Below are 21,426 nucleotides of genomic sequence, written 5' to 3'. Positions count from 1 at the left end.
ACTTTGAAGTCATTTGGGTAACCATATAACGATGAATCCTACATATTTGGAGTTTTACCATGACAACAAAAACAACTCTTAAACCTGGCCTTGAATATAGCAACGAAACAGTTTTATACATTGGCAACATCATTACGATGAATACAGAACAGCCGAAAGCAGGCGCTGTCATTGTAAAGGAAGGTAAGATACTGTTCACTGGTACCAAAGACCAAGCTGAAACTTACCTAAATAGTGAGAGGTTAGACTATCGCTGCGACGAACAATTTGAAGGAAAAACAATTGTTCCAGGCTTTATTGAAGCCCACATGCACCCATTAATCGCTGCGCTGTTTACGGGGATGTTTGAATATGGTGGCCAGTATGACAGGCTTGGTGTGGGTGGAAAACTATTGCAGGGTAGTTCCACTGGGGCATCGCTGAAAGCTCGAATCTTAGAACTAAAAAAAGAGCACGATGATGCAGGAAAAACGGGGGAATGGCTGAATCTTTGGGGGCTAGATCCATTGTTGATTACTGATGGAACGATCGTAAATCGTGATTTCTTAGACTCGGTCATTGATGACTCTCCGGTATTTTTTATGCATGCTAGCTGCCACTTAGCGAGTATGAATACTGTAGCGATCGAAAAGGTAGGCTACAGCTTAGATGATGATCCTGAGTTTGTACTGCGTGAGAATGGCCGTCTAACCGGTGATATTGCGGAAATGAAGGACATTTATCGCGCACTCAATGTCGGCGCTTTCAACTACGGCAGCGATCCAGCAGTTATCGGTAAGACGTTGATCGACTATGCGAATATTGCTCATTCACTCGGTGTCACTACCGTGTCTGATTGCGGAATGGGATTGCCTTCAAATCCATACCCGCTGTATCAAGCTCTGAGCACTAACCCAGCATTTAAGCTGCGTGTTACGGCTTACCCACTGGTTGGCGTCTTTGATTTAGACAGTGTCGAAAAGATGAAGCAAGACAACAATGATCGTTTGAGTATTGGTAGCGTGAAGTATGTAAATACGGATGGTTCTATTCAAGGCTTTACTGCAAATCTACTGGATGGTCACAGCTATTACAATGGCAAGCCAAGTACGTCACTTACCCGTGATATTGAGGATATCTACCAAGCGTCGTTGCCTTTCCATAAAGCTGGCTACAATATTTCTTTCCATTGTAATGGCAATGGGACTACAGAGAAGCTATTAGACCTTATTGAGCGTATGCAAAAAGATACGCCAATGCCAAATGCTCGCCACTGTTTAGAGCACAACCAAATGGTGACAGATGAGCAGATGGACCGAATGAAAGAGATGGGTATTTGCCACAACCTGTTTGGTACTCATATTCCAGTATGGGGTGACGTGCACGCGACTCAAACCGTTGGGCCAGAGCTTGTTAAGCGCCTGAATCCATTTCAAACTTCTGCGAAAAAAGGCATTCCGTTCTCTATCCACTGTGATGATGGTGTGACTCAGGTAAACCCGCTATTTATGATGTGGGGGGCGATGAACCGCCAGTGTATCTTCTCTGGGAATGTATATGGAGAAGAAGAGTGCCTAACTGCAGAGCAAGCTCTACATGCGGTAACGCTAGGCGCAGCGTACCTAATGGGCCATGAGGAGAGCAAGGGTTCAATTTGTGCTGGTAAGCTTGCAGACTTTGCAGTTTTGGATGCAAACCCTCTCGAGACACCTAAACAACAAATTAAAGATATTCGTGTGCACGCAACAGTGTTGGGTGGCGATGTCACAGTGCACCAAACGGTTACAACGTCAGTGAAAGAACCAGAAATGGCTTAATATAAATCTCACACTTTCACTTCAAGTCAAAGAGCACCTAATCCGTGCTCTTTTTTTGTATTTTATGTCGGTATACCCAAGTGACTTCAAGATGCAGGATTCAGAGCGTTGTCATTGATTCGAGTTCAAGGAAAACAACGCAGCGTAATAGCCAGCTCTTTCCAAGTTGTTTGACGCAGCCATTGGTTTAATAAAAAACCGAGTCAATGACACGCTCCCAAAGGGCACTCTTTACAAATAGTAAGGGCCTTGGCTTGTATACTTTGTTGCCGATTCTTGATTTAGAACCACTAGACCTTTAAATCGCCGCCGCGTCTACAAACCAAGTCATTCTCGCTGAACCTAGCATCTCGAGGTTACTTGGGTATATATCAGTTGGACGCATAGGCTTGTTTTAGCCTCACTCTTCAGCGTCGTATTACTGAAGTGTTACATGGTGGATAGCTAGCAAAGAGAACGCGGTGCAGTCACGCTTTAGATTCGCTTAGAAGAACGGTTTCGCGTTGAGTTCTCCGCTATATCTGTAAGTGGAAGGTTTACCAATGTCGAGCTCTTAATATAGAAGCATGATGGTAAGTTTGGTTGGGGTTCTTAATTGACCTCTGAATCAACGACATAAGGCAAACTAGATGCATCCAGTTCAGTCAGGCTTTGAGTGGCGCAAGGAATGGTAGGGTAACGTTTAAAAGGGAGCTGCATCCACTATTGAGTTAAGTTGATGCAGCGTAGATAAAGATAGGAAAATGGGAATGGACGGTCAGAACCTTAATGCTGACCTTTCATCAGAGGCTTTGGGGCCTGCGATATCTTCGTTGGTTTAGTCTTACACTTGGTGTTTTGACGGAGGATTTGAGAGCTCACATAACCACCGATAAGTGCGATAGTGGCAAGAATTCCCATTGCAAGGTTGAACCCCAATGCGCGAGCCTTAGCATTTTCGTTCAATAGATAGGAGGTTTGGTGAGAATCAAGTTGATAGCGTTCGAGTAGCACTTCAACTCGACTATCGTCGATATAGGGCACATGAGATATTTGATTTAAATCGGAGACAAAAGAGCGAGGGTAGTAGGTAGTTATCTCATGATTCGAACGAATACTGTGATCCATTGCCCATTGATTCAAACCACCAAATAGGCTGATTCCCAGCACTAATCCGATGTTTCTTACCGTCGCTTGTAAGCCGCCAGATTGCTCTGCCTCTCGCTCTCCTAATGCGCTAGTAATGATGACAGGGCATTGTGATGCCAAAATACCCATAGAAGCACCAAGTATGCCCATTCCGACATAGAAGGGGGGCAGTATGTACAGGCTTTGGCTTGAAAATATTAGGGTAGCGCTAGCGGTTAACATCCCGATGAAAGCAGTTTGACATAGCCTCTTTGGGGACTGCTTTTTGAATACGATTGGCGTCGCGATGGATAAACCAATCATACATGCAGAGAAAAGAAGAATGATCGCCCCAGAATGTGCAGATGAAAGGGATATTGCGACTTGTAGATAAGTGACGATAACAAAACTGCTGCCACCGAGCGCGATGTACATTAAAGCGAGAACAATGAAACCTGTTCGTGATGCACGGTTTTTAAACCAACTGAACGGCAGCAAAGCAAAGCCGTGACGTTTCTCAAATCGTATTTGCTGGATGACGAACAGCGTAAAGAGCATGGCTCCAAAGCAGAGCAAAAATAGAGCCGGGCTGAAAGGAAAAACAAAGCTCAGCCATATTGGCACATTTGCACCGTTTAATACGGTAACTGCTCCCCAATAAGGTATTTTTACTAATCCGAAAAAGATAGTTACGGTACTCGCCGCACCCAATATCGCCCCAACCGTATCGAACTTAGTTGGTTGATTGGTATGTATAGGGCGAATCCCAAAAATGGCGGCAATAAGACAGGAAAAATAGCAGACCGCTATGAGAATGAATGCCCAAAACCAACTGGTATTATCGTGTAGCCAGCCACTAAGTAAAGGGATGAGAGCTGCTGCTAGCCCCGTCGAAGCCGCCATGAGTCCAAAGCCGATAGCACGATCTTTTCCTGGGAAATGGGCAACAACAAGTGCGAGGACTGCTGGAAGAATCAGTGCGGATGCAATGCCAGCAAGCGGGCGAATCAAGAGCGAAATTGTGTTGATGTTATCAATGGTCATGAAACCAAGCGTAGAGATGAACCCTACTGATGTCCCAAGGATCAGGAGTCGTCGCCAGCCGATGATCAAGCCTAATATGCTAGCAGGGAGCATGAAAGCAGCGCCAACGAGAGGTTGGACAATTCCCAAAAACTGAATGTTGGAAATGTCTGTTTGAAAGACATTAACGAGCGCTGAGGTTGAGATCGACAGGTTTGCTACGTCCGCGGAGAGGGTGAATTGCGCCAAACACAGTGCAATGAGCAACCAAGTCGTTTTTTTATCTTTAGTTTTATCCATAGAATCTCACTAGGTTTGCTGAGGTAAACGAATAAAGCCCCGGCATTGCCGAGGCTTTAATGTCACCGTTAATTCTTCATTAATGAGCGTTGGGGTAGTTTTGAACAAAGCGCTAACCCGCCAAGCATTAATCCAATCAACGCAAACAGTGCGTAATGAACAGATTGCAGACGTGATTCAGCCATTACTTCGATCACTATACGTTGTTCTTCCTTATCAACGATTAAGTGCTCCATGAGATCAATTGCCATTGCGTTTGATACGAATGGTAGAGAAGGTTGTTCAATAATGATTTGCTTAGTTTCTGCAGATAATGCTTCATGCTCCGCGACATTAGACTTGATTGCTCCAGTCAGAGAAAACAGCATTACAGAACCTAGAATCGCAACGCCAAATGCTTGACCAACGTTACGTGATGTAGCCTGGATACCGCCAGATTGCTGTGCTTCACGCTCACTCAGAGCTGATGTCACGACAATCGATGCCTGAGAAGCAAGTAGGCCAGCACCTGTACCAAAGATAGTCAGTGAAACATATTGCCAGAAGGTGATGCCATCAGCGGTGAAGCCAAAGAACATTAAACCAGTACCTGCAGCTGCAATGATAAAGCCTAGCTGACAGACTCTTTGGCAAGTTAGGTGAGCCAGTTTAGCTGGTGCACCGAGTGAACCGATCATCATGCCTAATGCGAAAGCACACAGTGCCATGCCTGATGAGAATGCGCTCATACCCGCAACAAGCTGCATGTAAGATACGTTAATAAAGCCAGTTGCGCCAAATAGCAGGAAGATAGTTGCACATAGCACAAGGCCGACTACAACTTGAGGATTCTTACTGTATGAAGACGGCAGTAGTGGTGTGCCACCTTGTGCCTCGAATCGACGTTCCCATACCATCAACGCTTTTAGAATTGCAGCGCCAAGTAGTACTGTTGGGATTGCTGGAGAGATGCCAAGGATGGTGAAGTCTGTTAGTGGTGCCACTAGGCCCCATTCAGAAATCTTCAGTAGACCTGTAACAAAGCAAAGTAAACCAATACCAGCGAGTGCAATACCAACCGTATCTAGCTTTCCTTTGAAAGGGCTAGAATCAAGCGTTGGAAGTTTCATACTGCCAAACATAACTAGCAAGCAGTAGATGCCTAAGCCAATAAACGCAACTCGGAAGCTCGCGACATCAAGAATAAAGCCAAACAGAAGCGGGGTTACAGCACTTGCAAGTCCGACCAAGGCAGCAATGGCCGAAAATGCAATGGCTTGGTCTTTGCCTTTATAAATGCCAGCAACGTTTGCGAGAACCGCAGGGATGAGCAAACAAGCGCCCAAGCCAGCGCCAACACGCGCACCATAGTTTAGAACTTCCATATTCGGAGCAAAAGCAGCACCGAACGAAGCTACAGCAAGCATGCCGGCGCCAATAATCATTTGGCGTTTCCAGCCAATAATAAGGCCGATTAAGCCACCAGCAATCATACCTGCACCTGCAATAAGAGGATACATAGCGTTTGCCATTTGAATTTGTGGCATGGATGCGCCGTGCAAGGCGATTAGAGCATCGGTAGAGATAGCAAGGCCAGAGTTGTCAGCCATGGTAGAGAATTGTGCGGCGAGAAGAACAATTAAAGGAAACCATTTGGCTAGCCCTGTTTTCTCCTCAGGAGTAGGAATAGTAGAAGCGGATACCGTCATTGTAGATACCTTTTAGTTGAAGAGCCAAAAGCTCAAGTCGTTATAGTTATGAAATAATCTTCATCGCTATTTAACCTTGTGAGCCTATTTGCTCTCCAACCAAAAAAAGTATCTTTAGAACAAAAAAAATTGTATTTCTAAAATCAGAAATAAAAAAAACATAAAACCAAATTAACTATCTGATTTTCTAGTTAAAATGTAAGATACGTCCAAGCCGTTACTTTGTTCAACTTCGACAAATATTCTGCCTTCATCTAAATGCCAAGCGTTCAAGCGCAATAGGTTTCCACCCAGAGGAACATCTATTTTGGTGTTTTCAATAAATGCTTCTAATCCACGTACATGTCGGTTTTCAATATCGAAATGCGCACTCACGTGTTCTCGTTGTTGCAGCACCAAATTACCATCATATGTGTAGCTAAAGTCTTGGTATTTGTTATTAATCGAAAGCCGAATATCATTATTATTGACGAGCATAAAAGCGCTGCTATCGATCTTTTTATCTCCAACATATATTGCACCTTCTCCTTGCCACCCTCCTTCATAAAGGCGGAAAGGGTCATTCAAATAGTGGTAGACCTGAGTTCCTAGAAAGCTTGATAGTCCGCCAATTACTGTAAGTAGAAACAGTGCTAAAAGTCGATTTTTTGGCATTCCAGAACCCCTGTTGTTTCAGAGCAAACTCTATAGAATGACTCATGTTTAGTTATGTATTTAGTGGACCCATTTTGTTTCACAGGCAAAGATGCGAGTTCTTGTTCTGTTGCATTAAAGAGTATCCAGTGTTTGCCGTGTTGTTGACTGATACGGTTGGGCTTAGAAACAAAAACGCCTGACGCAGAAAGTGCAAAAGAAGCAATAGCGACAATAAGTATTGTGGCGACAGACTGTACTACGTTGGATCTTGGCTTGAGCGTATCCTCTTGTTGGTTATCATTTAGGACTCGTTCAGTTTGCTTTGGTTCTTCAACAATTGGTTTACCGTAAGAATCTTCAATCTGTGGCGCAGCGGAAAGCACATAACCTTGCTTTGGAATGGTCCTGATGAGTGTTCTGTCTGCGTCTTGAAGTGAAAACCTTAGTGCTTTAACCGTTTGATTGATTGTTGCATTTGTCGCGTAAGAATCTTTCCAGAGCGTTTGTTCTATTGAACTGCGAGATAGCACATCAGGAAAGGTTTTGATTAACTCATAGAATAAGCTCGCTTCACGTGCTCGCAAGCGACTCAACTCTCCCTGATTATCAACCACAGCGGATGTTGGTGAGTAGTAGAGATCGCCCACCTTATAAATTGGTGGCTCAAGGCATAGTTTGGCCATTTAGTATTCTCAATGTCATTACGTCGATAAATATGCTAACTGGGTGCCGAGGTTTTTGATTTTGATCTACCGCAATAAATGAGCCGCATCGAAAATTGAAAGCTCAAAAATGAGATTTTAAACAGTAGTCGAGCATAAATAAGTGACAATAAATGAGAATTCTATTTGATGTATAAATGTGTTGCGCGGAAAGATATTTACTGTCTATTTTATGTTTGTCTGAATTCTCAGCGTGGTGCCTTCGTAATTAGGCTCTAGGGCAGGGCATCATTAAGAAACTATTTTTTTTTACTTATTGTTTTTTTATTTTGTTATCTAGCAAGGTGCAATTTATCTAGAGTGATTTGGAATTTGGTTTATGTCGACAATGACCATTATCCAATAACGCGCAATAGGTTTTTGACCATGACTAACTATAAGAAAATAACGCTAAGTAGTGCCCTGATCCTTTTTTCGTCTTATGCTCTGGCTGAGGAGCATATTACTCCGGAAGATGCACCAGATCCTGGTGACCATACAAAAGTATCCTCAGTGATTAATATCACTTATGGTAAGCAAAGCTTTAGGGAGCAGGATAATGACTTTGCCCAAATCCAAGGGCAAATGTCAGGAAAAAAAAGCAACGACAATCTCTTTCTGGGACAGCTAACCATTCAAGGACAAGATAGAGGCAAGGTGGGCAGCGAAGACTTTAACTTGTCCCAAGTTCGGGCTCGTTACTTCGAGGTTAGCCATACTGACTGGCAGCATGCGCCTATGGTTGGTGTGTCTCTAGACTACATCGAAACCAGTTTTACTGACGCAATTTCGGATCGCTTGTTTGCTGTTGGTGGCTTGATTCGAGTTAACACCCCATTTAAAAACTGGCTGTCTTTCCCAATACTAGCTGGCGCTATCGGACAAAATAACAGTACTTATAGCCGATTAGGTATTACAGATGATTATACTTATGGGTTTCAGTTCAATTACTTAAACTCTATTTACCTACATGAAAATGGCACGCATGTTCAGGTAAACCCGCAGTTTAGTTCACTTAATTTTGGCGGCAGTGTAGGGACGGTTAATCAGCTCCAGCTTGATCTCGCATTCCAAACTCCTTTTACAGAAAACCGTAAGCACTGGGGAAAGGTTACCTACACTGAGTTTTTTGATGATACCGAACAGAGCTTTGGCCACAACAGACAGGGTACAGAACTCAAGTTTACCTATAGCTACTATTTCTAATAGAACTAATTCAATAGTTATCTAAGCGGCTCAATCTAGCCGCTTTCTCCCGTCTCACACCTTCCTATTCCAAACTCACTTTTTTTCCACAATTACACTGATAATTTATAGGAAGCATCAATAAATTATTGCACTAATGGTTAACCATACTTTTGGTTAACGTCTTGATAAACACCAAGGGCTTGTGCGTTTGTATCAGTGGTTTCTTGTTCTATTAAATAGAACAACGTGCACAGGTCTTTTTTGGTTCATCGGATTTGAGATAACTAAATGAATAAAAAATCTGCACTAATACCGTTGTTTTTCCTATCAAGTATTGTCCATGCTTCGAATGACTATGTTGTTGGCCAATTGATTCCGGAAAAGAGTGTCATTGTAAAAAGTGAGGTAGTTGGAGTCGTCGATTCTTACGCCTATGACAATGGAGACTCGGTGACTAAAGGGCAAGAGCTGCTGTCTTTGTCGTCGCAAGACTATGCGTTGAACCTAGAATTAGCGAGAAATGAGCTGGAGGTCAGCCAAGCTGAACTTGATATTCAAGAGAAACAACTGAAGCGTTATCAGTCTCTATTGAAGAGTAAAGGTGTATCGGTGAGCGATGTGGATAATCAAATCCGCGTAACCAATATCGGCCGAGCCCAATTTAATGTCAGCAATACAAAATACAGAATCGCAGCGAGGACGCTAGATAAAGCGACACCAGATGCGCCTTTTGATGGTGTCATCATTAACCGTTCTGTGGAACTCGGGCAGTATGTTTCCGTGGGTGACCCTCTATTTGTCGTCGCAGATATGGACATGCTCAAGGTGCGTTTTCACCTGTTAGAGTTGGATTTTAATAAATTTACCAAAGGCGAAGCAGTTAAAGTTGAAGTCCCTTCGGTGAATAAGACGTTAGATGGAACGATTACCTTGCTCTCACCCGCTTTTCAAAACAGTGAGCCGGGCTTTCTCGTCGAAGTTACAGTTAAAAATGCCGATGGCACCCTAAATCCTGGCATGGAATCTTATGTGTATTTCAATGATGAGGAGGCGATGTGAATTTCTTCCTAGACCTGCTTTCTCATCGCAAGTTTGCATCCAAAATGCTGACGATTTTGATCATCAGTATAGGGGCGTTAACTGCGTATAACCTGCCGTTAGCCGAAAAGCCTCGGTTTGATCTGGGAAAAGGTAACATTGTTACGGTCTATCCCGGAGCAAGTGCTAAAGATATTGAGAGTAATATTACCAGTAAGATTGAAAAAGAGTTGCTTTCCATTTCAGGCCTAAAAGAGTTTACGTCTGCCTCTGAAACTGGCATTTCAAACATCAGTGTGGTGCTGGATAGTAATGTTTCTGACCCCAATGCGGTTTACCAAGACATTCGAGATGCATTGGCACGCGTATCTGACTTGCCTTCGGGAGTGACTGAAGCGCCAACACTTTCGATCAAAAAATCGTACAGCTTAGATTTCATGGTAGTGGGTATCTCAGGTGATGTTGGCTACAAAGCACTGCGACAGAAAGCCAAAGATCTTGAGCTCGCGTTGCGCCGCGTTGAGGGGATAGGTGAGGTTTATACCGTTGATTTACGCGCTCCTGAGTTCTTAATTCAGCTCGAACCGATCTCATTGCGCCGGTATGGTCTGACACTCGACCAAGTTGCAGCACTGATTGCCGAGCGTAACACTTTGATCAGTGGAGGACGTCTAGAGACGCTCAAGAACAACCCTGAATTAATGACATCGGCAGAGTTGGACAGTCTTGATGAGCTGAGAAACATGTTCATTTCATTCAGTCCCAATATACAGCTAAAAGATGTCTCAGGTGTCATTGAGGATGGTTTTGAAAAAGGTGATGTTTACGGCTCGATAAACGGTAATAAGAGTATCCTATTTGATCTCAGGACCAATGAAACAGCCGATGTCATTAGTACTTCCAATGCGGTTAAAGCGTTGATTGATAGCCAGCAAAGTTTACTAGGGGATAAGTACACAATCGCAATCGGTTCTGATTTGTCTGGAGATATTCAAGAAAAAGCGCGGATTGTGAAAGACAACGGTTTGGTAGGACTTGGTTTAGTGCTGATTACTCTGGCGCTGTTCCTAGACCGAAGAATCGCGTTTTGGGTTGCGGTTTCCATTCCAGTTTGTATTTTTGGCACCTTAGCTTTACTTCCACCTTTTGGCCAAATCCTCGATGTGTTTACCATGTCGGCATTGATTTTAATCGTTGGCATCATTGTGGATGATGCTGTCGTTGTCAGTGATAAAATCGTCGCGTTAGTCGAAGAGGGATACCCTGTTGAAACTGCTGTAACTCAGGGGGTGAAGAGCGTATTTCCTGCTGTATTAGCAAGTATTCTTTCAACCATGATCGCGTTTGTGCCGTTGCTCTTTTTACCTGGTAACAGTGGTAAGCTCGTTTATGTTATTCCGCTTACCGTGATTGTGGCTCTGTGTTTCTCATTCGTTGATGCACTGTTCTTTATTCCTGCTCACCTAAAAGGCATTTTAACCAAGCGAAACCAACTCAAAAAGAAAGCCTTCTTAGATTTAACGATCCTTAATAGATTGATTGAGTTTGTTATTCGCAATAGCAAGTTGGCGTTACCATGTATCACTGTTGTAATCCTGAGTTTAGGTGCAATTTCTTATAAGAGCTTGAGTTTTTTGTTCTTCCCTACGGATGGCGCGTATCTGATCGAGATAAGTGCTGAGTCCAATCCAGAACTGGATTTGGATGATGTTTGGCAAGAAACTCAGAAATTAGAGTCACTGATTAAAAATACGGAAGAGGTAAACTACTGGTACGGAGAGGTGAGTTCACCAAATAGCTATTGGGTTATCTCACTAACACCACCTAATAGTCGAACCCGTACTGCAGAACAAATCGTTGAAGAGTGGGAAGAGAAAGCCACACAAATTACCGGTCTCGCGCAGATCGAATTTGACATTGATGGTGGTGGGCCACCAGTTGGGCGCCCAGTTGATTTACGTGTTGTTGGCGGAACGGACGAAGGTCGCGAGAACTTAGCCAATGACTTAACGGCATATATTGATTCTCTGGACGGAACCAGTCGTGTGCGTCGTGATTTGAACGCACCTGCACCGCAGATCCAAGCAGAACTACAGCACCATTGGTTAAAATACTATGGTATTAGCGCGAACCAAGTAGGTGACATTATCAAGTTCGCGATTGATGGTCAGCGAGTGACTCGCATCTTTAACGGTGAGGAAGAAGTGTACTTCCGAGTTGCGTTAGAAGAGGATGACAAGTCACTTGAGGAGCTCAATAACCTGTTAGTTCGTGCAAGTGATAACAAGCTTGTGCCTTTGAGCGAGTCGGTTCGATGGAAAAATGCAGACTCAGAAGCGCAGATCAAGCACTTTAACGGTGAACGAGTTATTCGCGTGTCTTCAGGGGTAGATGCTACAGTTACAGACCCAGTGGCGGTGTTTGCTTTGGTACAACAAGAGTTTGCCAATAAAGAGTACGGCGGTGCATCGATCATCGCTACTGGCCAAATCCTTGAAACCCAGGAAGCACAACAAGGCTTTATCATTGCAATCAGCGTGGCGTTTATTGGCATCGCTCTGCTTCTCATCTTGTTGTTCGATAGGATGAGAGAGACGTTAATTGTCTTAACGGTGATTCCTTTTGGTATTGCGGGTGCGTTGTTCATTTTGTTCTTACACAATCAAGTTTTAAGTTTCTTCTCGATTATCGGGATGATCGCCTTGATTGGTATCATGGTGAATAACAGCTTAGTGTTGATCTGGCACTTTAAAGAACACGAATCGGATTGTAATAAAAGCAACCTATTAGAGTTTGTCATTCAAGGGACTCAAAGTCGCGTTCGACCAATAACATTAACGACCATCACGACGGTTGCTGGTCTAATTCCTTTGGCGTATGGGTTTGGTGGTTATGACAATTACATGTCTCCAATGGCGTTAGTAGTAGGATGGGGCTGTGTTATCTCGATGATAGTGACCCTTACGGTTATTCCATCCATCTACCTTTGGACTCATCGTAATAACGGCGTGCAATCGCCTAATGAAATCGATGATAAGACAAATGATGCGATACTGGTTAAGTAACCATTAAAAACAAGAAGCCGAGCAATATGCTCGGCTTTTTTCGATTTGACTGTTACAAATAACGACCAATCAAATGATCTTTAAAGTGCTTAGCGTTTAAGACTTCAGAGCAACTTGATTTTTTTGAAATTCCCTTTTTGGTACATATAAATTATCCCTTTTTAAGATTATTTTTTTCTCCATATACTTACTCCTAAAGCCACTTAATGGAATAAAAGGAGAAAATTCAGATGAACGGTATTCACGAAACTACAATTTTTCATAAAGACCTTATTAACCACATAATGGAAATAGCTCAATCGTCAACGTACGGTAAAAGTAGTATCTGTAACGCTATCGACATTGTAAGAGCACTATGTAGTGACGTTCCCATATTCACGCTTAAAAGAGTATCTGGTCGTCGACCAAACAAAAAATTCCAGTCGTTCAGAACAGATAATGAATTCTTCGAAGGCTGGATAGTATTTGATGGTCATCCGAATGACTTTAGTTTTATAGCTGTACCGAGTATTCCTTGCCAGTGTGGCACGTATTTTCCAACGCTTACTAGCGTCGACGGTCAACCGAAGACTAAATACCCACTACCTGTCAATATGTGGGTAAACTACCAAACCTTAAGTGCTATGTTTCAAGGCGCACAGTTTACTTATAGCAACGGAAGAGTTTCTTTAAACAACAAAGAGCAAATGCGAAAACAGATCCAATTTTGGGAGGAACAGCTCAATCAGATTGACGGATGCATTATGTCGTATGTATTGGAGCTGCATTATAGTGTCAGTGAATTACGTTCCCTATATCATACACCCCACTCCCAAATGGAGCAGTGGATTGACGAATTGGAAGCATTATTGAAGGTCGGGAAAAAGTTTGAAAGACCAAACTTCAAGTTACCTTTTCTGGCTAAAGGATTAACGGGAAATCACCGCGCAATACGTTTGTGTGTGCGTGCTAGGGTTGCGTTCTGGAGAGAGTGGAACCTGCATCGAGATGATATCCTTATCAGAGCGGAAACCTATCGACCAGCCAGTGGGGTATTTCTAAAAGCAGCATAGTTAATTCTCCTCAATACTCAGGCGCATAGTGGCATTCCGTGCAATGGTTGATGCCACTGTCAAACTGAAAGAGTTTGTTCCGGGCTTTACCTACACTTTAACCTTGGTAGTTATAGTGGGGGCTCTATCAAGTGCAAGGTCTAGATGAGCTGCAAAGCACTGATACATGTACCAAAGACAAGGTGCGATGTAATATGTTAGCCCTCCTTCAAATTTTTCCCATTGTTGCCAAAGCTCTTCGAAACTAGTAATACCTTTACCTGACATTCGTTCGAGATAGGAGTTATAAAGTGTTTTTGAGGCAACTTTAATACCATAGTGATCTAGCAGATATGTTGACCAGTCAAGAACTATAGAGGGCGATTCTTTATCCTCGTAATTATTTAAACAATAAAATGGTTTTTTATTATCGTCACTCTCATTGAACTTTTTTAGAAACCCCAACTGGACTGAGCACAGAGATGAAAGCACTTTGCCCAAAGAGAAATGGGTGCCCGCTTTTTCACCCGTATAGGTCAATACTCTAAGGTCATACGCTTCTGTAATGTACTCAAGTAGCACAGAAATATTTTCATCTGTTATGGCGCGTTCTGGTAAAGGGAATCCATGTATTTTAAAGTCCTCGGAAAGTAAAGATTTCATAACCTTAGTTCCTGACTTTGATTTCAAGAGTTTTAGGTCAATGGTGAGAACTTCAGAAGATGTTATATACGCAAGGGAGCCAGAGTAAACTTCAACGCCATTGTTCTCAATTTTGACTTTTAGGCCATTTTCGTATTCAGATGGTTCTCTCTCTACACAGTAGTTTAGAGTTTGGCACCAGACATGCTCCGCTATCGCGCAAAATTCGCGATGCAGTCCAAGCCATATTAAAGCCTCTCTACAGGCTCTTTTTTGAACAATATCTTTAGTCTTGTATGTCTCCTTACCTGTCTCTTTTTCTTTCAATTTTGTCGAGTCCACAAGCCCAGTTAGCTGAGCGTAGCAATACAAATCAAGCGCGCAAAATGGGTTCGCTTGCACATAAACAGAAAAAGCCAGATCAATAAAAAATGCTAGTGGTTTGGTACTGATGGACAGCTCTTCATCGGCCTGTAGTTCTGCCTCTATTGATAAAACAGTGTCTTTGTTAATTTTTTTATCGGTTAGGTATGCTGAAATAAGAGCAAGCCCTAAGGTTAAGTTAACATTACCTATTTTTTTTAGGGATTGTGTTAGTTCTTTCGTTGATTCATGCTCATCGGGCACGAAAGGTGTTATCGCTCCGGCATAATTTGGATGGGAACATAATGACCTCACTTGCAGTAAGCAAAGGACATAGTGCTTAACATATATTCTGTCGTCGCATGAAACATCGTACCAGTCTAGTTTCTGATTAATCTTGTTTTCCAATGTAAGGTACCAAGAGCTACGTCCTCTTTCTTCTTCATTTTTCACCCAACCCAAGGCTCGGATTTGGCCCCAAAGCAGTAAGTCAAAGACCTTATAGAGCATTTTCGTTTCTTTTTTAACTCGTGGCATATTTGTTCCCTTTTTGGTGCATCTTAATTGTACCTTAGACGGAATTTTCTATTCAACATAAACTTACATACGAAAAATGATGGAGTACAAAAGAGCGAGAATTAATAGCTTTTGTGCTTAAAAACGAACAATGATAGTTGAGGAGTCTATGACCAAGAAAATGGAAAGAGGAAGAAGAGTTAGGGAAAGAGGAAACAGTAATCTAGGGTATTCGGGTTACTGTCACGCAATCATTTTCGATGGTGAAAAGTGGAGAAAGTTTAAATTGAGTGAGTTAGCCCCCTATAGAGACCGTTCGTATGAATATGCCAGTCAGCGCAGAGATGTTCTAGAAGGCTTGCAATCCGTAGTCTCCCGATTTAGAGGAAGACTGGCATATTACGACTCGAGCACTAGATGCTTTCGAATAAAGAGCCGTATTTAACTTATTGATATATTCTGCTGAGAGAGAGGTTAAGGTATATGATTGAAACACTAAGTCATTGTTTAGATTGGAATGAAGCTTCCCTGGATACTCGCCCCATGAAACTTCCTGAAAGTGGTGAGAGGGTACTAGCTTATCTGCCAGAGTACCCGTGGTTTACAATGGTAACTTTTTTCCGTGATGAGACAGGACCGTTTTTTGTGGTTCACTGTATCGTCGATTACGATTTTGGGATGCCTTCTGGTGGAAGTATTATTGATGTAGGAGAAAAAAAACTGTTTTGGACTCGATTATCTCCTGAGCTTCCTTTCGCTAAATGGGGGACTGAGATTCAGGGTTAGTTGATAGTTATCAACTAATAAAGGAAGCCTTCAGAAACAATAATCCTCTTACTAAGGTCTGGCTCGCTTCATCGCTCAATATGATGTTCATCAAAATATATAATGTCACAGGAAATATTATTAAACTATAGCAAAATATGGATCAATATTGGTGTCAACTTTAATATGAGCATACTTTCCACTCCATGGTTATTCTCTGTGATGTGACAAAGCTCATTCAGAATATAAGTATTTCGGTGATTGCGATAGCTTGTCTCGAAAGTAGATGATCGGAATTCTCAAAAATATGCACTTGACTACAATAATTTAAGTGTTTGAAAATTATTTGTATTCTAGAGGTCGACTTCCTAACAGATAGTTCTCATGCTCAACAGGTGAGCTTTGCGAGAGCGGTAGAGAGACTAAAACGGATTAGTGAGTATTGCGAAAGCAATTTGGGCGAACAAAAACTATAAATAAGTACATTTGAGTTAATATGAAGTTAAAAAACCATCTGCTATACATCGATATTACACAATTTTGTGGTATCGGCTGCGACTTTTGCATGTACACAGAAAAGCACGCAAAGAGTCACTTAAAGCTATCTTCTAAAGCTGTAACTAACCTGTCTAGGTTAATAAATGATCCGGAAGTAAAAAGAATATCCGTCAGTGGAGAAGGGGAGCCGCTTAACAATATCCACGTTTTTTATCAGATTCTTGCGCTCTCGAAAGGAAATAGAAAGTTTGAGTTCATAACTAGCGGCTACCTAGAATATGAAAAACTAAAAAATGCTTTAAGAGAGATAGATCGAATAGTTGAATCCAATGGTGATGAATGCAACATTAGGCTTAGCTCTGATTCTCATCACATACCCAAGCTTAAGCACCTTCCACACGGTAAATGTATCCATGACTTCAAAGAAGGCACATACAACAATCTGACGCTGTCCTTTCGTTCGATTGACCCTGACAGAAAATTCACAAGACGATATCTAATTGACCAAGCCAAAGCTATTGGCTTCAACGCTCAAGTTAGAGCAACTGGTGCTCTTGAGGATGTAGTCATGGTAGACGGCACTGAATTCCGAATTGATTATAAGAATCTCGTTAAGCCACATGGTATGTATGCACAATACATGAGTATGTGGCAGTACATAGACAGCATAGAACAGAAAATGGGTAAGCCGTTCACACTGGGTAGTATCAACAAACAAGAGAATGGCTTAGATGTGACGATTAAGCCTAACGGTGATGTGTACTTGTACGGTCTTGAAATGAGATGTCTGGGAAACATCCATGAAGACCAAATATCCTATGAATTCATAACGGAAGTGTTGCTCTCAAATGAAGTTATGCGAAAGCTGTATGAGGAGCCGTTTAGGGACGTTATCTTTTCTTTTGGTGATAGAGAAGTTATTAGTAAAGCCATTGAAACCGTAAATAACCCCTATTGGTTGATGAAGGAAATCTACGAAGAAATTAGGTTGGACTTGGTATGCTAGATCTCCACACTCATAGCCAATATTCAAAGCATGCTAAAGGTGAAATTGAGGATGTTGTAAAGTCAGCTATCGCTAAAGACATCAAAATTTTATGCTTAACAGATCACGCTCCGTACCTCGTAGATAGCAAAAATCGAATTTTAGCCTCTGAATTAGTGAGTTATGTCGAGGAAGTTAGGTTCATAGCAGCCAAGTACTCTAAAAATATTAAAGTTCTTGTCGGCTTGGAGGTTGATTATCATCCTGCACATGAAGATTACATCGCCAATCTCATACAATCTGTAGAAGTGGATTATGTTATCGGAGCAATACACTATGTGTATGTTGATGGCGTGAAAATTAATGTATGGGATATTGAGAACTTATCGACCAAGGAATTTCTCGATAACTATTTTTGTTATCTGCACAAAATGATTCTAAGTGGTTTTTTTGATTCTATTGCTCACCCCGATACGATCATGCGCGGAGGCATAGAGGCCCGAGAGTTCTATGAGCGTTTTGTTTTTCTTTTGCAAGACATGAAAGTTCATGATGTTGCTTATGAAATTAACTGTTCTTCACTTACAAAATCGAACTACAACCCTGAATCAAAGAGCAAGACTAAGGGTGAAGCTGTTTATCCAAATTATGACCTTGTTACCACAATGGTAGAGCAAGGTCTGAGTTTTACTATCGGCTCAGATGCCCACTCTCCATCAAATGTTGGCTTTGGAGTTCGTGAAAATCTAGAACTATGCGTAAAAGCTGGAATGGATTCTATAACCTATTACGAAGCTAGGAAACCTGTTGTTTTGCCAATAAATCAATTGTTGAGTGTGGAGTGATCATGAGACTAAATATGAAAAAGGACCGATCAGAGTTTTCGTTTGAGTTCTTTAAAGAATTGAGAAAAAAATTATGTGTCGAAATGCGCTCCAATGAGATGTCTGTTAGAGACTATAACCAACAGTTCAACACTATTGCTTCGGTCGTCATTTCTCATGATAACTCTGGCTTTCATCACATGCTTCACAAGGAGGATGCGAATGATTTTGCTAAGACTTATAGCAGAGCAAAGCACGGGAGCATGAAAGACATTGTTACTTTGTCTGAAATGGTTGTTTCGACTTTTATAGCTCAGTTTGATGATACGCAAAGCTCAATATTTCAGTTGTTTCAAGGACTCGATGTAGACTCTGACACGCTGGTGTTGATGGTCCCCGGATCTAGGAATATAGAATCTTCATCGAATGTAATGTTTGATATTGCCCTTAGAAAGATAAACGTGTTTTTGGCGCGAAACAATTACCCGACAATCGTAAATGTAAAACTGCCTCGGCTAGATCCGCCTGTTGAAAACTATGCGGCATTATCTCAGGCGGAAAGGGAAGAGATCTCAAAGGTAAGAGATCATATATTGCCCGGAAAAGAATTCTATAAGAACAGGAATGTTCACTTGTTCTTTGGGGACGATGTTCTGATTACGGGCGCAACAGCAGACAAAGTGGTGAGTTCTGCACTGCAACAAGGTGCTAAGTCATTCCATTCGATATATGCAGCTGTCGTCGATCCTGTTCTTGTTGAACGTATGCCAGAAATCGAGAACATGTTGAATACGAGTTGTCTTAAGGGAGGGTTTTGTCAGACCTTTATCGAGAGTGTTTGTAACGAGCAGCTAGTTCCTGTGATGAAAACCTACAACATACTTTTAGATCCTAGTAATTATGATGCGTTGACTCAGAAAATCGCATACATTCCAAGTAAAGTTCTAGAAACGCTATATGTTTACGCGATGAATAATGGATATAATAGTCATTCAAAATACAGAGACTCCGTTCTGTACGTAGAAGAGTATTTAAGTCAAAAAGGTAACTCAATTGTACATGTTGAATGAGTGCCTGATACGACTTCTCGACTGGTTATTTGTATTCATCAAGCGGTTTTCGAAGAAAAGCAGCGATGTTAGGCATGTGGTTTTCGTTAACTGGAATGGTAAATACGGCGATGCTATCGCGTCCACTCCGATCATCAAGTTCCTAACATCCCGCTGCGGCATAAGAGTAAGTGTTATTGCCAACGAACCATTGCGAACTCTTTACTGCTCGGTGATACAAGTAGATTCTTTTCACGCAATTGAAAAGAATTTCGGCTGGCTTGACCTATTTAAGATTGCATTCAACGTGAAGAGGTGTGATGCAGTTGTTCCCCTATTTGGTAAGCTCGGCGTTAAGGATATCCTGTTTGTTTTGCTCTTGAACCCTAAAGTTATTTTCAGTACGGATAGTACGTTAAAAATTTCAAGTAAGGAGTTTATTGATCAATCGAAACACAATGATATCTACGGAATGTACCAGTTGGTTACTCGTATGGTTACCGGTGGGGGCAATACCTTGGATGAAGCTTCTTTGTGTGAAGAGAATAGTAGCTGTGCCAAAAGCTATGATTATCTGATCAATGCTTACGGTAGTCGGAAAGATAAGTCCCTTTCTGTTGATAAAACTAAGTCTCTTATAATGCATTTAGCTTTGCATCACTGCGATAGTCACTTTGGTGTTATGCACTCTCCTAGTTCTATGCAGTCAGCGTCACAGCTGGTTGAGGACTTGAGTTTATCTAATGTTGAGTTAGTAAAAGGAATAACCAGTTTTGAGAGCGTTATTCCGATCATTCGTAATTCAGGGGTATTGATCTCAGTAGACACATCTCTTGTCCATGTTTCTAAAGTGTTAAATAAAAATGTTGTCGCGATCTACCCAGAGACAAAGTATTTTAATATTTGGCAACCGCCAATAAGTAGAAATTTTGAAGTTGTTTATAGTAAGGGCTTAGTCGACTTTGGCCAAACGAAAGATATGAATCAATTTGAAAACACAGATGTCGACTATGCATTAAACCGAATTAATAACATTAATAGGTTGGCAAACAAAAAAGTCGTGTTCTTGTACTGGCATTCTCCCAAAGACGTTATGCCTATCGGTCATGCGATGAACATAAGAAACTTAGAGTCTAGATTAAGTGGTAGTGATTGGGTTGTTATTGTCACTACGTTAGACAAGCGTTCACCTGATTACATTGAAAACTACATACCCTTACCACCGTACTTTCACCAACTGATAGAGAAGACTGGTGATCCTAGTATTAAGCATGGAAACCATAGCGATATTATTCGGCTTAGGCTTTTGGAAAAGTATGGCGGTGTTTATCTAGATACAAGCACAATCTTTCTCAAATCTGATTTTAAAGATGTGTCTCTATATCAGAGGCTTAATAAATCTTCCGTTGCTTCTTTCGCTGGCTATACAAACGTTACTTTTACTCGCAAGGGTGAAGATGGTCGGAATTACTTTGAAGAGGCTAAGGACGGAATCGAATTATGCATCCTATACGCTAATAAATCGTCTAGAGTTTTGCAGGCTCTCAATGAGGAAATCGACAAATACTGGCAATGGAAGAGTGTAGATAAAGATTACCGAGACTATCCTCCATTTAAAGAGTTTGGGTTGAAAGAAATTAGCTTCTTGAACGAGTACCATATTCACTATTCAATTTACCATCTCATTATTACTAGACAGCCAGAGTTACTCTCGGAAATACTTGTGGAAAGTATGCACATGACTGGTAAGGAAGAGTCAAAAGCACATGGTCCCTACGCCTTAACAGACCTTTTTTGTCGAGGAGACAGTGCCTATGAGCCTGCTTCAACTGATTCGTTATTGCAGTGTTTTCTTGAAGGTGAGCTAGAGAGTTGTCATGGAGTGCCCACTTCGTTAGGTGACCGTATTAACATAAGTAAAGAGATGGACCTAATAAAGATACCAGGCTATTTGAGAATGTCTTTGGAGAGAGAGTTTTGCTGTATGGAAGACTTCTTTAGTAGAGTTAGCCTCTATCAGGAGTTCTATAGCTTTTGTTCCCTCGACCACGTTTCGCAAAGTGCAAGCACTACAGCTTGAAGCCTGGCATAAGACAGTGGCCCACTACGCGGAAGTGTAGTGGACCAGCTTATTTTGTATAGTTTTTGTGTGAGCCAAAGAACTCTTCATTGTTTATCTGATGGTTTTCTCCAATATCTTCAACGCGAGAC

15 protein-coding genes are annotated in these 21,426 nt (G+C 41.8%); 10 read left to right on the top strand and 5 right to left on the bottom strand.

Annotation, left to right across the window (positions count from 1 at the left end; genetic code table 11):
• Nucleotides 1–59: 59 nt before the first annotated feature.
• Nucleotides 60–1,796, top strand: coding sequence for an amidohydrolase (locus ACTS60_RS11865; protein ID WP_440888403.1), 1,737 nt, complete (start codon nt 60–62; stop codon nt 1,794–1,796).
• Between the two features lie 765 nt (nt 1,797–2,561).
• Here the strand turns inward: ACTS60_RS11865 and ACTS60_RS11860 are convergent.
• The 4 genes from ACTS60_RS11860 to ACTS60_RS11845 form a co-directional block, all read right to left on the bottom strand.
• On the bottom strand, nt 2,562–4,226 hold the full coding sequence (locus ACTS60_RS11860; protein ID WP_440888402.1) for an MFS transporter: 1,665 nt from the start codon (nt 4,224–4,226) through the stop codon (nt 2,562–2,564).
• A gap of 68 nt (nt 4,227–4,294) precedes the next feature.
• A complete protein-coding gene (locus ACTS60_RS11855; RefSeq protein ID WP_440888401.1) occupies nt 4,295–5,914 on the bottom strand; it encodes an MFS transporter in 1,620 nt (539 codons plus the stop codon).
• Nucleotides 5,915–6,085: 171 nt separating this feature from the next.
• Entirely contained in the window at nt 6,086–6,568 is a 483-nt protein-coding gene (locus ACTS60_RS11850) for a hypothetical protein (protein WP_440888400.1), read from the bottom strand.
• Nucleotides 6,547–7,233 (bottom strand): winged helix-turn-helix domain-containing protein, encoded by a 687-nt coding sequence (locus ACTS60_RS11845; protein WP_440888399.1) that lies wholly within the window; start codon nt 7,231–7,233, stop codon nt 6,547–6,549. Before ACTS60_RS11845 ends, ACTS60_RS11850 begins: the two co-directional genes overlap by 22 nt.
• Before the next feature lie 405 nt (nt 7,234–7,638).
• Between ACTS60_RS11845 and ACTS60_RS11840 the strand changes: the two genes are divergently transcribed.
• From ACTS60_RS11840 to ACTS60_RS11825, 4 genes are all read left to right on the top strand, one after another.
• Complete coding sequence (locus ACTS60_RS11840) at nt 7,639–8,457, top strand: hypothetical protein (protein WP_038887145.1); 819 nt, start codon at nt 7,639–7,641, stop codon at nt 8,455–8,457.
• A gap of 270 nt (nt 8,458–8,727) precedes the next feature.
• Nucleotides 8,728–9,498: an efflux RND transporter periplasmic adaptor subunit gene (locus tag ACTS60_RS11835; protein WP_440888398.1), complete on the top strand. Its 771-nt coding sequence runs from the start codon at nt 8,728–8,730 to the stop codon at nt 9,496–9,498.
• Entirely contained in the window at nt 9,495–12,542 is a 3,048-nt protein-coding gene (locus tag ACTS60_RS11830) for an efflux RND transporter permease subunit (protein ID WP_440888397.1), read from the top strand. Before ACTS60_RS11835 ends, ACTS60_RS11830 begins: the two co-directional genes overlap by 4 nt.
• Before the next feature lie 230 nt (nt 12,543–12,772).
• Nucleotides 12,773–13,594 carry a hypothetical protein gene (locus ACTS60_RS11825; protein WP_440888396.1) on the top strand — a complete coding sequence of 274 codons (822 nt, stop codon included), beginning with the start codon at nt 12,773–12,775 and terminating at the stop codon, nt 13,592–13,594.
• Nucleotides 13,595–13,684: 90 nt separating this feature from the next.
• On the opposite strand, the gene ACTS60_RS11820 is transcribed toward ACTS60_RS11825, so the two are convergent.
• Nucleotides 13,685–15,115 (bottom strand): hypothetical protein, encoded by a 1,431-nt coding sequence (locus ACTS60_RS11820; protein WP_440888395.1) that lies wholly within the window; start codon nt 15,113–15,115, stop codon nt 13,685–13,687.
• Nucleotides 15,116–15,577: 462 nt separating this feature from the next.
• On the opposite strand from ACTS60_RS11820, the gene ACTS60_RS11815 reads away from it, so the two are divergent.
• The 5 genes from ACTS60_RS11815 (at nt 15,578) to ACTS60_RS11795 (ending at nt 21,295) form a co-directional block, all read left to right on the top strand.
• Nucleotides 15,578–15,880, top strand: coding sequence for a hypothetical protein (locus tag ACTS60_RS11815; protein ID WP_440888394.1), 303 nt, complete (start codon nt 15,578–15,580; stop codon nt 15,878–15,880).
• 544 nt (nt 15,881–16,424) lie between these two features.
• A complete protein-coding gene (locus ACTS60_RS11810; RefSeq protein ID WP_440888393.1) occupies nt 16,425–17,363 on the top strand; it encodes a hypothetical protein in 939 nt (312 codons plus the stop codon).
• The gene (locus ACTS60_RS11805) at nt 17,357–18,187 is read left to right on the top strand and encodes a histidinol-phosphatase (protein ID WP_440888392.1); all 831 of its coding nucleotides are present in this window, start codon (nt 17,357–17,359) and stop codon (nt 18,185–18,187) included. The genes ACTS60_RS11810 and ACTS60_RS11805 overlap by 7 nt, the downstream gene beginning before the upstream one ends.
• A gap of 14 nt (nt 18,188–18,201) precedes the next feature.
• Nucleotides 18,202–19,236 (top strand): phosphoribosyltransferase family protein, encoded by a 1,035-nt coding sequence (locus ACTS60_RS11800; RefSeq protein ID WP_440888391.1) that lies wholly within the window; start codon nt 18,202–18,204, stop codon nt 19,234–19,236.
• Complete coding sequence (locus ACTS60_RS11795) at nt 19,226–21,295, top strand: capsular polysaccharide synthesis protein (protein WP_440888514.1); 2,070 nt, start codon at nt 19,226–19,228, stop codon at nt 21,293–21,295. Before ACTS60_RS11800 ends, ACTS60_RS11795 begins: the two co-directional genes overlap by 11 nt.
• Nucleotides 21,296–21,426 lie beyond the last annotated feature (131 nt).

The organism is Vibrio sp. WZ-1 (genome assembly GCF_052037695.1).
GTDB lineage: Bacteria > Pseudomonadota > Gammaproteobacteria > Enterobacterales > Vibrionaceae > Vibrio.
Note: the sequence above shows the minus strand (reverse complement) of the source record. Positions and strands in the feature narration are given on the sequence as shown.

Bases quoted from the DNA above. Each gene is read 5' to 3' on its own strand.
- ACTS60_RS11865 (WP_440888403.1), top strand. From the start codon at position 60: ATGACAACAAAAACAACTCTTAAACCTGGCCTTGAATATAGCAACGAA.
- ACTS60_RS11860 (WP_440888402.1), bottom strand. From the start codon at position 4,226: ATGGATAAAACTAAAGATAAAAAAACGACTTGGTTGCTCATTGCACTG.
- ACTS60_RS11855 (WP_440888401.1), bottom strand. From the start codon at position 5,914: ATGACGGTATCCGCTTCTACTATTCCTACTCCTGAGGAGAAAACAGGG.
- ACTS60_RS11850 (WP_440888400.1), bottom strand. From the start codon at position 6,568: ATGCCAAAAAATCGACTTTTAGCACTGTTTCTACTTACAGTAATTGGC.
- ACTS60_RS11845 (WP_440888399.1), bottom strand. From the start codon at position 7,233: ATGGCCAAACTATGCCTTGAGCCACCAATTTATAAGGTGGGCGATCTC.
- ACTS60_RS11840 (WP_038887145.1), top strand. From the start codon at position 7,639: ATGACTAACTATAAGAAAATAACGCTAAGTAGTGCCCTGATCCTTTTT.
- ACTS60_RS11835 (WP_440888398.1), top strand. From the start codon at position 8,728: ATGAATAAAAAATCTGCACTAATACCGTTGTTTTTCCTATCAAGTATT.
- ACTS60_RS11825 (WP_440888396.1), top strand. From the start codon at position 12,773: ATGAACGGTATTCACGAAACTACAATTTTTCATAAAGACCTTATTAAC.
- ACTS60_RS11820 (WP_440888395.1), bottom strand. From the start codon at position 15,115: ATGCCACGAGTTAAAAAAGAAACGAAAATGCTCTATAAGGTCTTTGAC.
- ACTS60_RS11815 (WP_440888394.1), top strand. From the start codon at position 15,578: ATGATTGAAACACTAAGTCATTGTTTAGATTGGAATGAAGCTTCCCTG.
- ACTS60_RS11810 (WP_440888393.1), top strand. From the start codon at position 16,425: ATGTACACAGAAAAGCACGCAAAGAGTCACTTAAAGCTATCTTCTAAA.
- ACTS60_RS11805 (WP_440888392.1), top strand. From the start codon at position 17,357: ATGCTAGATCTCCACACTCATAGCCAATATTCAAAGCATGCTAAAGGT.
- ACTS60_RS11800 (WP_440888391.1), top strand. From the start codon at position 18,202: ATGAAAAAGGACCGATCAGAGTTTTCGTTTGAGTTCTTTAAAGAATTG.
- ACTS60_RS11795 (WP_440888514.1), top strand. From the start codon at position 19,226: ATGTTGAATGAGTGCCTGATACGACTTCTCGACTGGTTATTTGTATTC.